Origin of the sequence: Dyadobacter psychrotolerans (assembly GCF_004349265.1) — a bacterium.
Classification (GTDB): domain Bacteria; phylum Bacteroidota; class Bacteroidia; order Cytophagales; family Spirosomataceae; genus Dyadobacter; species Dyadobacter psychrotolerans.
The window spans coordinates 15,971-30,283 of the sequence record NZ_SMFL01000012.1 but is presented as its reverse complement, the minus strand read 5'-3'; the positions used below and the strand labels follow the sequence as shown (position 1 = coordinate 30,283).

The 14,313-nt window shown below is 41.6% G+C and carries 10 protein-coding genes; 8 read left to right on the top strand and 2 right to left on the bottom strand.

Annotated elements, in window-relative coordinates; translation table 11 throughout:
* Positions 1-611 precede the first annotated feature (611 nt).
* Entirely contained in the window at positions 612-3,791 is a 3,180-nt protein-coding gene (locus tag E0F88_RS25470; protein WP_220466380.1) for a SusC/RagA family TonB-linked outer membrane protein, read from the top strand.
* Positions 3,792-3,801: 10 nt separating this feature from the next.
* Complete coding sequence (locus E0F88_RS25465) at positions 3,802-5,796, top strand: RagB/SusD family nutrient uptake outer membrane protein (protein WP_131961114.1); 1,995 nt, start codon at positions 3,802-3,804, stop codon at positions 5,794-5,796.
* Between the two features lie 424 nt (positions 5,797-6,220).
* Here the strand turns inward: E0F88_RS25465 and E0F88_RS25460 are convergent, their stop codons facing one another.
* Together E0F88_RS25460 and map are read right to left on the bottom strand one after the other, a co-directional pair.
* Entirely contained in the window at positions 6,221-7,198 is a 978-nt protein-coding gene (locus E0F88_RS25460) for a DUF3078 domain-containing protein (protein WP_131961113.1), read from the bottom strand.
* 121 nt (positions 7,199-7,319) lie between these two features.
* The gene (map, locus tag E0F88_RS25455) at positions 7,320-8,084 is read right to left on the bottom strand and encodes a type I methionyl aminopeptidase (protein WP_131961112.1); all 765 of its coding nucleotides are present in this window, start codon (positions 8,082-8,084) and stop codon (positions 7,320-7,322) included.
* 305 nt (positions 8,085-8,389) lie between these two features.
* On the opposite strand from map, the gene E0F88_RS25450 reads away from it, so the two are divergent.
* The 6 genes from E0F88_RS25450 (at position 8,390) to E0F88_RS25425 (ending at position 14,204) form a co-directional block, all read left to right on the top strand.
* Complete coding sequence (locus tag E0F88_RS25450) at positions 8,390-8,731, top strand: nuclear transport factor 2 family protein (RefSeq protein ID WP_131961111.1); 342 nt, start codon at positions 8,390-8,392, stop codon at positions 8,729-8,731.
* A gap of 272 nt (positions 8,732-9,003) precedes the next feature.
* Positions 9,004-11,022 (top strand): M13 family metallopeptidase, encoded by a 2,019-nt coding sequence (locus E0F88_RS25445; protein WP_131961110.1) that lies wholly within the window; start codon positions 9,004-9,006, stop codon positions 11,020-11,022.
* A 170-nt stretch (positions 11,023-11,192) separates the two neighbouring features.
* Positions 11,193-12,287 (top strand): acyltransferase family protein, encoded by a 1,095-nt coding sequence (locus E0F88_RS25440; protein ID WP_131961109.1) that lies wholly within the window; start codon positions 11,193-11,195, stop codon positions 12,285-12,287.
* On the top strand, positions 12,284-12,664 hold the full coding sequence (locus E0F88_RS25435) for a lysozyme inhibitor LprI family protein (protein WP_131961108.1): 381 nt from the start codon (positions 12,284-12,286) through the stop codon (positions 12,662-12,664). The genes E0F88_RS25440 and E0F88_RS25435 overlap by 4 nt, the downstream gene beginning before the upstream one ends.
* Before the next feature lie 108 nt (positions 12,665-12,772).
* The gene (locus E0F88_RS25430; RefSeq protein ID WP_131961107.1) at positions 12,773-13,354 is read left to right on the top strand and encodes a TetR/AcrR family transcriptional regulator; all 582 of its coding nucleotides are present in this window, start codon (positions 12,773-12,775) and stop codon (positions 13,352-13,354) included.
* A 58-nt stretch (positions 13,355-13,412) separates the two neighbouring features.
* Positions 13,413-14,204, top strand: a complete 792-nt coding sequence (locus E0F88_RS25425) for a glucose 1-dehydrogenase (protein WP_131961106.1) — start codon at positions 13,413-13,415, stop codon at positions 14,202-14,204.
* Positions 14,205-14,313: the final 109 nt, after the last annotated feature.

The following is a 14,313-nucleotide window of genomic DNA, read 5'->3' as shown; positions in this document are numbered from 1 at the left end:
TCCTCACTCTTTCTTTATCTTGAAAAAAACGTAGATCCACTGCTTGCTATGATATTAACCTGTCATGGAATAATACCACAATATTAATTTAAAAAAAACACCGGTCTAAACCGAATTTTACCCCTTATTTGACGAAAAATACCCTACTAATCTTGTTTTTCGTACCTAATTTTGAACTATTCAAATGATTAGTTGACAAATAAGCGAAATGCTTAAAATACAACTACAAGTAACGAAATCTTACTCAGAATTCCAGATTCAGTTCTTTAGAACGAAAAATCGGCCACTACCAACACACGCAGATTTAACAACGACTCAAATCAGTCGATTTCCCGAAATAATCTTTTTTTAAACTCCTGATTGAGACAAATTTTTACCAATAAATTAAATGTGTCTGTTTGACATAATATGATTGATCATTAACCACCCAACTTAAAATTCTACTATGACAGGAAAGGAAGATAAGAACAAATAAAATCAGCGTTTCGAAAAGTTTCCGGCTTCCTATGGCCGCCAGGGGGTTGCCCTATTTTTCAGTTTTAATCTAATGTTCAATGATGAAAAAAAGACTACTTATGTTTCTTAAGAAGCCAGGTATAACACTTGCCTTTATGATGGTTTTACTTTCCTACACATCCGGTTTCGCGCAGACCGTGAAAGTAGAGGGTATTGTGAAAGACGCTCAAGGCGTATTACCTGGTGTAAGTATTGTTGCCAAAGGAACATCTACCGGTACGATCTCAGATGGTAACGGAGCTTATAAGCTTGACGTTTCCGGAGATGCAGTTTTGATTTATACCTTCATTGGTTATGAAGCAAAGGAAGTTAGTGTAAAAAGTGTACAGCCTGTAAATGGCGTATACAAAATCGAAGTTAACCTTGCCAACCAGATCAACAATCTGGATGAAGTGGTTGTAGTAGGTTTTGGTACTCAGAAAAAAGTAAACCTGACCGGCGCAGTAGCCACCGTAGACGCCAAAGCCATCGAAAACCGCCCTGTTCGTAATGCAACACAGGCACTTCAGGGTTTGGTAACGGGTTTGAACATTTCCCAAAATAATGGTTCTCTGGAAACCAACCCAAGTATCAACATTCGTGGTACAGGGACGATTGGTAATTCATCTTCAAGTCCATTGATTATGGTCGATGGTATGGAAGGATCTCTGAACGCAATCAACCCGCAGGATATCGAAAGTATTTCCGTGCTTAAGGATGCAGCAGCTGCCGCAGTTTACGGTTCCCGTGCTGCATTTGGTGTAATTCTTATTACTACAAAACGTGGTAAGTCAGGAAAACTTCAACTGAATTATAATAACAGTTTCCGCTCTACGGCACCTGTACTGATGCCGAAAATGATGGATTCTTACACTTTTGCCCTTTTCTTTAACGATGCAGGTACAAATGGCGGAAGTGCTCCTCATTTCAGTGCAGAACATTTGCAAAGAATCAAGGATTATCAGGACGGAAAAATTACTGCAAGTGTAATCCCGAGTCCAAGCAATACCCCAACTAATCAGGTTTGGGGAGATGGTTATGCTTATGGAAATGCTAATGTAGACTGGTACAAAGAAATGTTTCGCTCAAAAACACTATCTCAGGAACATAATTTCAGCCTGAGCGGTGGAAATGAGAAAACACAGGTTTACATTTCCGGTAATTACATGGGTCAGCAAGGTTTGATGCGTTTCAACCAGGATGATTTTACCCGTTATGGTTTTACTGCAAAAATCAATTCTCAGCTTTCAGAAGCTGTTTCTGTTAATTACAGTACTCGTTTTCTTAGGGAAGATTACAACCGCCCCTCACAATTAACCAACGGTTTTTACGATAACCTTGGAAGGCAAGGATGGCCAACGCTACCTCTTTACGACCCAAACGGTAATTTATTCAGCTCACCATCCCCTGCTCTGGGAATGAGAGACGGTGGAAAAGACCGCAGTCAGAAAGATTATCTTTACCAGCAGCTTCAATTGGTTTTTGAACCTATCAAAGGCTGGAAAACATTTACGGAAATCAACTACCGTACACGTAACGATTTCCGCCACTGGGATACGCAAAGAACATATAACTATGACATCAATAATAATCCAATACTATATGGCCGTAATTCTGATGTTTATGAATATGGGTATAAAGAGAACTATTTCAACTCCAATATCTATTCAGAATACAGCAAAACCCTGGCTCAAAAACACTTTTTCAAAATTATGGGTGGGTTCCAGACAGAACTTACCAAATATCGTGATTTGAGCGCAACAAGAAATGGTATTATGGTAGCTGAACTACCTACCATTGCAACAACCAATGGTACCGATGGTCTGGGACTAATCGTTGCTCCCGGTGTAACAGGAGTTTATCAGCGCTGGGCTACTGCCGGTTTCTTCGGACGTTTGAACTACGACTACGACGGCAAATATCTAATCGAAGCTAACTTAAGATATGACGGTTCATCACGTTATCGTGCGGAACAAAGATGGAACCTGTTCCCTTCTGTATCTGTAGGCTGGAACATGGCAAGAGAAAAATTCTGGGAGGATAACATCTCTTTCATAAATACGATGAAACTTCGTGCATCTTATGGTCAGCTTGGAAATCAGAAACCAGCCGATGGTTCTGCTGATTTCTACCCAACTTATGTTACACAGCCGGTCGGAACCGCAACCGGAAGCTGGCTGATTGCAAATGCAAGACCCAATACAGCGGGGGCACCCGGACTTGTCGCTTCTACGCTTACGTGGGAAACAATTAAAAGTTATGATATCGGTTTGGACTGGGGACTTTTCAATAACCGTTTAACAGGTTCTGCAGACTGGTTCCTTCGCAAAACGATCAACATGGTAGGTCCTGCACCGACACTTCCGGTAATTCTTGGTACTGCTGTTCCTCAGATCAACAATACAGATTTAAAAACTAGCGGTTTTGAATTGGAAATTGCATGGAATGACCGTTTGAAAAATGGACTGGGATATAACCTAAGATTCTTACTTTCTGATTATCAAACCACGATCACAAGATATCCTAACCCAACGGGTGACCTGGGAACTTACAGAGCCGGGCAAAAATTGGGTGATATTTGGGGATACCAAACTATCGGTATAGCCAAGAGCCAGGAAGAGATGAACACGCACCTTGCATCGCTACCTAACGGGGGACAAACTGCCCTGGGATCTCAATGGGCTGCCGGTGATATCATGTATGCTGATTTAAACGGAGACGGTCAAATTACTCAGGGAGCAACTACGCTTGCCAATCCTGGTGACAGAAGCCTAATCGGAAACAGCACTCCACGTTACACCATTGGAGCAGACATCAATCTGGACTGGAAAGGTTTTGACTTCCGAGGATTTTTACAAGGGGTTTTGAAAAGAGATATCTGGCAGGGAAGTTACTTCTTCTGGGGAGCAACCAGCAACATGTGGTTCTCAACAGGATTGGTTGAACACGAAGATTATTTCCGTGCTGATGCTAATCATCCGCTTGGCCAAAATCTGGATTCTTACTACCCGCGCCCTAATTTCAGAGATGGTAAAAATCAGCAGACACAAACACGTTACCTGCAGGATGCCTCTTATATCCGTTTGAAAAACATTCAGCTTGGATATACCATTCCTGCAAACATTACTAAGAAATTCGCCGTTCAGAAACTACGCTTTTATCTATCGGGAGAAAACGTATTTACAAAAACCAAAATGGCTAAAATGTTTGATCCTGAAACCGTTGACGGTGGATCAGGTGGTAGTGTTTATCCATTGTCAAAAGTTTATGCGGCAGGTTTAAGTCTTACTTTTTAAAAAATAAACAATGAATTTTTTCAGATATAAAATTAATAATGCACTGATAGTGATCATGATGGCGCTTTTTGCTGTGTCATGTAATGATTATCTTGATCAGGCTCCTTTGTCAAGCATCACACCTGACGCTTACCTAAGAGAAGAATCGCAGCTGGCAGCGTATGCTGTGGCGCGCTATCCGGATGTGCTTCCGTCCCATGCAAACTGGACGTTCGGAACCTTTGGAACAGATGGTAATACTGACAACATGGCAATTCCTGCACTTGATAACAAGTATGTACCAGGTTTGTGGAGAGTTGGAGCTTCTGGTGGCGACTGGAGTTTTAACAACATATTCCAGTTGAACTACTTTATCCAGACCGTTGTACCACGCCTTAAAAACGGCGAGCTTACCGGAAATGACGCAAACATCAGGCACTATCTTGGAGAGGTCTATTTTCTCAGAGCGCATGAGTATTTTAACAAGCTTCAGGCTGTTGGAGATTTCCCTATCCTGAAAAATACACTTCCTGACAACCAGGAAGTATTGACCGCCGCCAGCACGCGTAACCCTCGTAATGAAGTTGCACGTTTTATCATTTCCGATCTGGATTCAGCTGCTTTGCTTATGAAAGAAACTGCACCAACCGGAGGAAAAAATCGTATTTCTAAAAACGTAGCATTGTTGCTAAAATCGCGTGTTGCTCTTTACGAAGGAACATGGCTGAAATATTTCAAAGGAACTGCATACGTTCCAAAAGGACCGGAATGGCCTGGAAACGGAAAATCTTACAATGCTTCTTACCAATTTCCATCAGGAAGTATCGATGGCGAAATTTCATACTTCCTGACTCAGGCCATGGCTTCTGCAAAGGAAGTAGCCTCTAAGGTAGCATTGGTACAGAACACGGAAATTATCGAAGCTCCTGTGAATGAGAATCCTTATTTAAATATGTTTGGTGCCGTTGACATGTCTTCTTACAGCGAAGTGTTGTTATGGAGACAGTATAACCTGACATTGGTAACTCATAATGTACCTGTGAACGCAATGGCAGGGAACTATGCAGTAGGATTAACCCGCAGTATGACTGAGAGTTTCCTAATGGATAACGGACTACCTATTTATGCTACCGGCAGCGGTTACAAAGGTGATGATTACCTTACTGATGTGAGACAAGGACGTGACGGCCGTTTAAAGCTGTTCCTGAAAGAACCGGGACAGAAAAATGTTCTGCTAAACCAGGGAAAAGGATCACATGAAACTGCTGTTGAACCAACACCGCAAATCTGGGAGTCGAGTTATGAGAAAAAGTACTCAACTGGCTACACAATTCGTAAAGGAATAAATTACGATGGTCAACAGGCAGCAAACGGATCAGGTTACACAGGTTCTATCACATTCCGTGCTGTGGAAGCTTACCTGAACTACATGGAAGCATCTTATGAAAAAAATGGTGTGTTGGATGCAGATGCTAAAACCTACTGGCAGGCGATTCGTGCAAGAGCAAAGGTGAGCACGGATGTAGACAAGACAATTGCTGCTACGCAAATGACAAAGGAAACACTCGACTGGGGTGCTTACTCTGCTAACCAACTTATTTCTCCTACGCTTTACAACATCCGTCGCGAGCGTCGTAATGAGTTGATGGCAGAAGGACTTCGGTATATGGATTTGAAACGGTGGAGAGCGATGGATCAGATGATCAACACGCCTTACCATGTAGAAGGATTCAAATTATGGGGACCAATGAAATCCTGGTTTACAGCTGCACAGCTTACTTATGGTGCAACCAATAACGCAGCTGTGGTATCCGATCCGGCACTTGGACTTTATCTGAGACCGCATCAAATTCGTAGCAATGCTGATTCTTACAAAGGAACACGCTGGACAATGGCGCATTACCTGAACCCGATTGCTGCACAGCATTTTATCATTACTGCAACCGGTGGTGACGTTTCGACATCACCAATATACCAAAATCCGGGCTGGCCGCTAACTGCTGGTTCTGCTCCGAACGGATTGTAATTTTTCATCAGAAATACCCGGCCGGCGTTTGCATTTTGCGAACGCCGGCTTTTTTTATGCCTTTAACTATATCATCAGCATTAATACTTGAAATGAATTCACCTACATTCCCGCTTATCCAATGCACTCCAACGGAGCATAGACATATATCTACAAACAACACGTAAAGTCACTACGAAACAATAATTATTAATATGCCATATTTGGGTCTGGTTTTTCTGATAAACCGGACAGAAATTAACCCGGACTTTCTAGTAAGAATATAAATATTAGTGATTCTGGCGCCACCTGATCTACACATCATTCGATCACACACACTTTCAGGCCAGTTCAGTTATCTGAAATGTCTTCATTAAAAAATTGAGTTATGAATACTTAAACAGCTTTTCGGTTTCCGGATGGCTGTTTTTTGTTTTTGATGTTTTCAAAAAGCGTACAAAAAACCAACGTTGAGCCCTTGTGCCAACTGAACTCTACTGCTCTGGTCGTCGTCGTAAACCACAATTGCACTCAGGTTGACGTTGAAAAACTTGTTCACCTTCGCTGTCAGCGATGCATCCAGGCGGTTGTCTATCTGGGAAGGATCAAGAATACTGGAATAGAGCTGATACCTGAATTTCAGATTCATCTGTTTCGTAATATCCCGGTTGTAATTTGCTACGATCTGCATGAGTGCCAGCTCGTACCGGATGCGTTTGCCGATGGGTACGCCGTAATTCTTCTGGTCAGGCGTATTTACATACAAATTTGTATCCCAGACAATGGTTTGCCGAAAGGCGCCGGGTGCAAAGTCAACAAAAAAGTAAGGAGCTGGTTTGTATTCCAAACCGATGGATTGTGTCAGATACGCGGGAGCGAAAAACCTGGAAACCTTTCGTGTGATCTTTATCGAATCTTCCTCTGCCGGATAATTGTATCCTCTTGAAAACTGTGACTGGAAGTTCAGGTTTGCAAATAACGTCCATTTTACATCCAGATCACGGCTGTACTTGGTATCAAAAAATATCCGGTCCTGGCTCTTCCGGTTTTGCTGACCCTTGTTTTTAAGAAAACCATACTGAGTTTGCAGGTCACTTCGCCAGGCATTTTTTCCTTTTTTATTTTCAAAAAGCGCGTTAAAAAAAGACCCGATTCCCGCTGAACTTACTCCCCCACCCGTCCAGTTCCCGCTGAACGTTCCCTGATTAAACGTCGAACCCAGCTCAATTTTATGCCAGCTGGTATCGCCCGGGACCTTCAAACGTGACGAATTCAGGCTGTTGGACAGATCAATAATCTTACTGAAATCATACAGATTTTGCGCAGTACCCAGCTGACTATAAAGCAAAAGAGCAGCTGCTGTAATTTTTGAAACTAAATGCTTTTTACTAATCTTTAATAATAACGTTGACAGATAATTCATTCTTAAAGTGAACAAAATACGATTTGATTGTGAGGGTACCCTTTGTCAATACGAACACAGCCGGAGCCGCAGCACCTCACAATAACTCAATATAATCCCGTTTTATTTTGCATTGAGGGCATTAATTGAATATTTCATTCATCTCCGTGAGTATGATCGGAGCTTTGTCTGTAACAACGATGGTATGTTCATGCTGAGCCATAAACCCGCCTTTGTTTCCAACCATGGTCCAGCCGTCACTGAGTGAAGTTGCGTAGGACGATGTAGTCGAAATAAAGGTCTCAATCGCCACTACTGAATTCTTTTTAAACCGTCGGTGGTCATATTTATTTTTATAGTTCAGCAATTCATCCGGCTGTTCGTGAAGGCCTCTGCCGATGCCGTGACCCGCAAGATTTCTGATCACTTTGAAGCCACGCTTTTTCGCTTCCGATTCCATTAAGTGACCAACGTCTGCAATCTTGACACCACCTTTGATATTATTAATTGCCCTCAACAAAATTTCCTTTGAAGCGTCTACAAGTTTCTGATGCTGATTAATATCTTTCCCGAGGATAAATGAGCCGCCATTATCAGCCCAAAAACCTTTCAATTCTGCCGAGACATCTATGTTAACCAGATCACCTTCTTTTAATTTTCTTTTATCTGAAGGAACGCCATGACAAAATTCGTTATTGACACTAATACAAGTCCACCCGGGAAATCCATAAGTTGAGTGTGGGGCCGATTTCGCCCCACACTCAGTCAAAATTTTTGCACCAAACGCATCAAGCTCTTTTGTGGTCATTCCGGGCTGGGCATAATGCGTCATTTTTTTCAATGTATATGCAACGGCTTCACTCGCATTTTGCATTCCTAATAAATCGGACTCTTTGTTAATCGACATAAAATCGTGTTGTAATTAAAAGCTGCACCTCTTCTTTCCAGGGCTTCATGCATTACAGGCCATGTCATAAAGATATTTGTTTTGCAAAAATACGACTTTATTTCTTTTGCCTGAAAAAGTGTCAGCCCGGTTGTTTTTCAAGTTCAATTAATTTTTTTCCTGTTTAACAGGTTTTAACTGTCAAGATGCTGAAAGTCATTCTTCTCAAGTAAATGTCACATAATCTCAAGTATCACCGACGCGCTCTTAAAAGGGCTTTGATCTAATTTTGATTGGTCTGATCAAATCTTACTTATTTTAAAACTATGGACTACCAAAAAATCATTAGCCGGCTTTATAAGGACTTTAACGATCGGAATATCGATACTGTTTTGGCACTGACACATACCAACGTGACCTGGCCTAACGGATGGGAAGGAGGTTATTTGCACGGACATGATGAGGTACGTGCGTATTGGCTCCGTCAGTGGCAGGAGATTAATCCGAAAGTTCTGCCGACTTCTTTTCAAACAAGGTCTGACGGCGAAATTGCCATTGGCGTTCATCAGATTGTCAAAGACCTAAATGGCCAGGTTCTGAGCGATGGCCAGGTAACGCATGTATACACTTTTGAAGATGGCAAAGTAAGGAAAATGGTTATTGAATAAGAGTGGGTCCTGCTGCCTGGTTTTTAATTGGCTTCCAAAGTTATAGATCGCGTCAGGCTACTGTAACATTGAAAGCTAATATTTTTTATAATTCCTATATGTACATGTACAGCTTATCAATCACGGTAAAACTCCCTGGTTTCCTTTTGAAAAAGGAGCTATATTCCAAATGTTTATTATTTTATCCTTCAAAGATTTCAAATCCGCTGAAATTAAGCCATTTTTGATCTAACAAATTTTTCGTCGGTTAAAATTAACTTTACCTATAAATTATGAAACAATTCTTCTTTTTCTCACTGGTATTGTTAATGTGCGGAACGTATCAGCGAACTTCTGCCCAGACAGCAAAACGGGTAGTCATCACAGGAATAGACACTTCGAAAAAACCCGGAGATGACTTTTTCAGGTATGCCAATGGTATCTGGTATGACACCATCCCGATCCCCGACAGCCAAACCGGCGTGGGTTCTTATTCTTTCATGAATTACCCGCAGCGCAAACGGCTGCAAGGAATTCTCGACAGTATTTCTGCAAGAAAAAGTCCGGCAGGAAGCACCGACCAAAAAGTTGGTGATTTTTATGCGTCGGGCATGGACACAACCACTATAAACAAACGCGGTTATCAGCCTTTAAAACCTATTTTTGCCCGGATCGATGCCATCAGCGACGTTTCTTCGTTATTAAAAGCGGAGGCTGAACAGCAAAAAGCAGGTAACGGATCCTTCATCGGTTTCTATGTTGGCCCGGATGATAAACAGAGTACGGTCAATATTGCCCAGCTTTCTCAAACCGGAATCGGCCTTCCCGAAAGAGATTATTATTTTAAAACGGATTCTTCAACCGTCAGGATTCAACGAGCCTACCAAAACTATCTTACCCGCTTATTTGAACTGACAGGGATAAGTACAACAGTTGCGCGAAACAACGCAATGGTAGCCTACGGTATTGAAAAACAATTGGCTGCTTCTCATAAAACCAATGTTGAGTTAAGAGATGTAAAGGCAAATTATAATAAGCTTTCCGTTGCAGATCTTTCGAAAAAATACCCAACACTGAATTTGACAACATTATTAAAGGACTTAGGTGCAAAGGTGGATTCTGTAAATGTTGGACAACTGGCATATTATGAAAAGCTGAACACGATGTTGAAATCGGTTTCAATTCCTGATTGGAAAATTTACTTAAAGGCCAATACGCTGACCAGCTATTCGAATTTTCTGAGCCAGCCGTTTGTCGATGCGTCTTTTGCTTACACAAAAATCCTGACCGGACAGGCTACCAAGCAAACACGGGCCGAAGAAATGACACAGGCCGTGGATCGGTCTATCGGCGACGCTTTGGCTCAGTTGTATGTAAAGAAATATTTTCCGGAGTCTGCTAAAAAACGGATGGCAGTTCTGGTTGATAATCTTAAAAAAGCATTTGAAGCCCGTATCGACCGTCTGGAATGGATGAGTGATTCTACCAAAACAAAAGCGAAAGATAAGCTGCATGCTTTCACTGAAAAAATTGGTTATCCTGATAAATGGCGTGATTATTCTTTGGTGACGGTAAAACGCGATGCTTATTTTGAGAATCGCCTGGCCGCCAGTAAAAATAATTATGTCTACAATCTGAATAAACTGGGAAAACCCGTTGACCGGACCGAATGGCATACGACACCTCCTACCGTGACGGCCTACAACAACCCTCCGCTGAATGAAATTGTATTTCCAGCCGGAATTTTACAACCACCCTATTTTGATGTAAATGCCGATGATGCGCTAAATTACGGCGGAATCGGTATGGTGATTGGTCATGAAATCACGCATTCGTTTGATGATCAGGGTGCCCAGTATGATAAATCCGGCAATGTAACCAATTGGTGGACCGAATCGGATTATACCAAATTTAAAGCAAAAACACAGCAGGTGATTGACCAATACAGTTCATTTACCGTGTTGGATTCCCTACATATTAAAGGCGCTTTAACGGTTGGGGAAAACACCGCGGACATTGCCGGAGTGGCCATTGCTTACGACGCTTTTAAACTAACAGAGCAAGGCAAAAGTACAGCGACACTTGACGGATTTACGGCTGATCAGCGGTTTTTCATTTCAATAGCAAGAATATGGCGTGTCAAAACAAGGGATGCCTTTTTGAACATGTACGTCAACACCAATCCGCACTCACCGGCTATGTGGCGCGTAAACGGTCCATTGATGAACTTTACGCCTTTTTACAAAGCATTTAATATTCAGCCAGGCGATAAAATGTTTAAACCTGAAAAAGATAGGATAACTGTCTGGTAAGCCACGGCAATCGTCGTCATTTTTAATCTTTACAAATCGTCCGCAGCGGAATATCCGGTGCGGACGATTAACTTTAAAGCAGTCTGTTCAAGATTGCCAATATTATTATGGAGCCAAAGCAATCAAAAGCTCCGCAACATTTAAACCTGAACTGACAGAAAATTATTCAATTGGATACAACCAAAGCCACCACTACACTTTTGCACACAAAACAGCACTTTGAAATTCTCGACGGATTAAGGGGAGTTGCCGCCCTGGCCGTTGTCATATTTCATTTTATGGAGTGGGTTTACACCGATCCTTCCAAGAACTTTATCGGACATGGTTTTTTGGCTGTTGATTTTTTCTTTTGTCTATCCGGCTTTGTGATTGGATATGCCTATGACGATCGAATAAAAAAAACAGGTATTATCAGTTTTTTTATAGCCAGGATTATCAGACTCCATCCGCTTGTTGTGGCAGGGTCTGTTTTGGGCTTGCTTGCATTTTTGTTCGATCCGTTTGGCGGCCATCCCGAACTTTACAGCAAGAGCAAAATCATTTTGGCTTTTTTTTGCTCCCTATTTCTTATCCCCTTGCCTGTAATAGCTGATCGCGGTTTTAACCTGTTCAGTTTCAATGCACCCGCTTGGTCGTTATTTTGGGAATATGCTGCCAATATTGTTTACGCATTGGTCCTGTACCGGATCAGCCGCAGTTACCTGTTGCTGATGACCGTACTATCGGCTGCGGCAATTTGTTTTGTAGCTTATCGTTCCGGCAATTTGTTGGGCGGGTGGAGCGGCCCAACCTTTTGGGATGGATGCGCACGTATCTCATATTCTTTTTCAGCAGGACTGCTTATTTACCGTTCCAACTGGATCATCAAAAATAAACTTGGGTTCATTGGGTTGGCTGTATTATTGCTGCTGGCCTTTGTGGTTCCATTTTCAAAATGGAACTGGTTATCCGAACCTCTGTCAGTACTTTTTTACTTTCCGTTACTGATTGCTTTGGGTGCAGGGTCCATATTAACACCTGGCTTAAAAAAGATTTGCATTTTTTCGGGAAGGATCTCCTACCCGTTGTACATGACGCATTATGCAGTGCTGTGGATGTTCGGCAATTATTACATCAGTCATAAACCGGACAAAATGCAACTGGCCTTTATCATCATAACCGGAATAATAATTTTGTTTGGAGCAGCCTACCTGGTGATGGTAAGGTATGATATTCCTGTAAGGAAATATTTAAATAAAAAACTTAAAAAATCAACACTTTCATGAAAAAATATCCGGCACTTGTTTTCATTTTAATATTCTCAATAAATACTGTATTTGGACAGAACGACAACAATTCCTATACAAAAGCGGAGAAAGAGATTAACACCATATATCAGAAAATCCTCCGGGAGTATAGTTCCGACAAAGCGTTTATCAAAAATTTAAAAGCTACGCAGCGCATCTGGATTCAGTTTCGGGATGCAGAAGTAAAGGCCAGGTATCCGAATCAAACTTCTGGTTACTATGGAAGTGTTTATCCCGAATGTGTTTCTAATTTAAAGACACAACTTACTAATGAAAGAATAAAAACACTGAAGGTTTGGCTGGTTGGTATAGAAGAGGGCGATGTATGCGCGGGCTCGGTTAAGAGGAAAAATTGATCTAAACCCAAACGCGAACTATCCTTCCAATGGCAGGTATGCGACATTCGAAGAATTATATTTCATATTAAATTATTAATCGAATTACATTTCGGTTAACTTTGCATTATGAGACCATTGGACCCCATCAAACAGGAAAAAATTTTACAGGCTGTATTTACGGTAACGGGCACGCACGGTCTTGCAGGCATCAGTATTGCCGGTATTAGTAACGCGGCTGGTGTTGGTGCAGGGACACTTTATACTTATTTTAAAAGTAAGGAGGAAATTATTCAGGCTGCCTACTCGGGTGTAGAAGATAAGATGACACAGAAAATGTATGAGCAGTTTGACATTCAGATTCCGGTAAAACAGTCTTTGAAAAAAATATACATTAACATGCTGAATTACAGATTAAATAACTACAATGAAACCGTATTTATCGATCAGTATATCCAGTCAAATTACATACAGTTAAACTTCTCAAAGCAAATGTCGGAATTTGAGCAGCAAAACAAACCGATGTATGATCTTCTGAAAAAAGGACAAAACGAGGGAATTATCAAGATACAGCCTCCAATTATTCTCATTAGTTTTTTTGACGGAGCTGTTCGTTCCTGCTCGAATGGGATCGTTCAAAAATTGTTTCCATTAACACAGCAAATTATTGACGACTGCTTCGATTTCGTTTGGAAAGGAATCACACAGTAAAATTTTTAATTTTTAACCGAATATATTTTCAACTAAAACCGTTTTAAACGTTAATTATATGAGTAATCTAAAAGATAAAACCATCATTATTACAGGTGCTGCCATGGGCCTTGGTCTTGCAGCAGCAATAGAATGCGCATCAAGAGGAGCAAACCTTGCTTTAATAGATTTTAATGCAGAATCTCTGGAAAAAGCAAAAGCGAGCATAAAAGAGCAGTTTCCTCAGATAAAATTAATTACCACTGTGGCCGATGTTTCTGATGAATCTGCTGTAAAAGCTTACGTAGCGCAGACACTGGAAACATTCGGACGCATCGACGGATTTTATAATAACGCAGGCATCGAAGGCCGTCAGGCACCTATGACTGAATATGATATTGAAATGTTTAAAAAAGTAATTGACATTAATCTGATGGGTGTCTATTATGGTCTGCGTTACGTGATTCCGGTGATGCAGAAACAAAATTATGGCCGTATCGTCAATGTTGCTTCAGTGGGTGGTATCCGTGGTGTCATGAACCAGACTGCGTACGTCGCCAGTAAACATGCCGTTTCCGGGATGACAAAAAATGCTGCACTGGAATATGCCAGGTACGGAATCAACACCAATGCCATCGCACCGGGAGCTATTCTTACACCGATGGTAGCAGAAGCGTTTGTGCAGATAAACCCAACGGACCCGAAATCAGCCGAAGCGGAATATGCCAGTTCCAACCCAAGCAAACGCCTGGGACTTCCTGAGGAAGTTGGCAAAGTGGCAGCTTTCCTTTTGAGCGACGATTGTTCATATATCAACGGACAAACCATCGCCATTGATGGCGGCCAATCCAACAGTTACGGCAATATTTGATTAGGATAAAGGAAATTTAAAACCAAGTTTCAAAGCAAAAGCCCGGCTCATACCGGGCTTTTCCTTTAATATAATCTTACAGATGGTCGAAACATCATCCTGCCGAGGC

Coding starts and splice junctions, on each gene's coding strand:
- E0F88_RS25470 (WP_220466380.1), top strand. CDS start 612: ATGATGGTTTTACTTTCCTACACATCCGGTTTCGCGCAGACCGTGAAA.
- E0F88_RS25465 (WP_131961114.1), top strand. CDS start 3,802: ATGAATTTTTTCAGATATAAAATTAATAATGCACTGATAGTGATCATG.
- E0F88_RS25460 (WP_131961113.1), bottom strand. CDS start 7,198: ATGAATTATCTGTCAACGTTATTATTAAAGATTAGTAAAAAGCATTTA.
- map (WP_131961112.1), bottom strand. CDS start 8,084: ATGTCGATTAACAAAGAGTCCGATTTATTAGGAATGCAAAATGCGAGT.
- E0F88_RS25450 (WP_131961111.1), top strand. CDS start 8,390: ATGGACTACCAAAAAATCATTAGCCGGCTTTATAAGGACTTTAACGAT.
- E0F88_RS25445 (WP_131961110.1), top strand. CDS start 9,004: ATGAAACAATTCTTCTTTTTCTCACTGGTATTGTTAATGTGCGGAACG.
- E0F88_RS25435 (WP_131961108.1), top strand. CDS start 12,284: ATGAAAAAATATCCGGCACTTGTTTTCATTTTAATATTCTCAATAAAT.
- E0F88_RS25430 (WP_131961107.1), top strand. CDS start 12,773: ATGAGACCATTGGACCCCATCAAACAGGAAAAAATTTTACAGGCTGTA.
- E0F88_RS25425 (WP_131961106.1), top strand. CDS start 13,413: ATGAGTAATCTAAAAGATAAAACCATCATTATTACAGGTGCTGCCATG.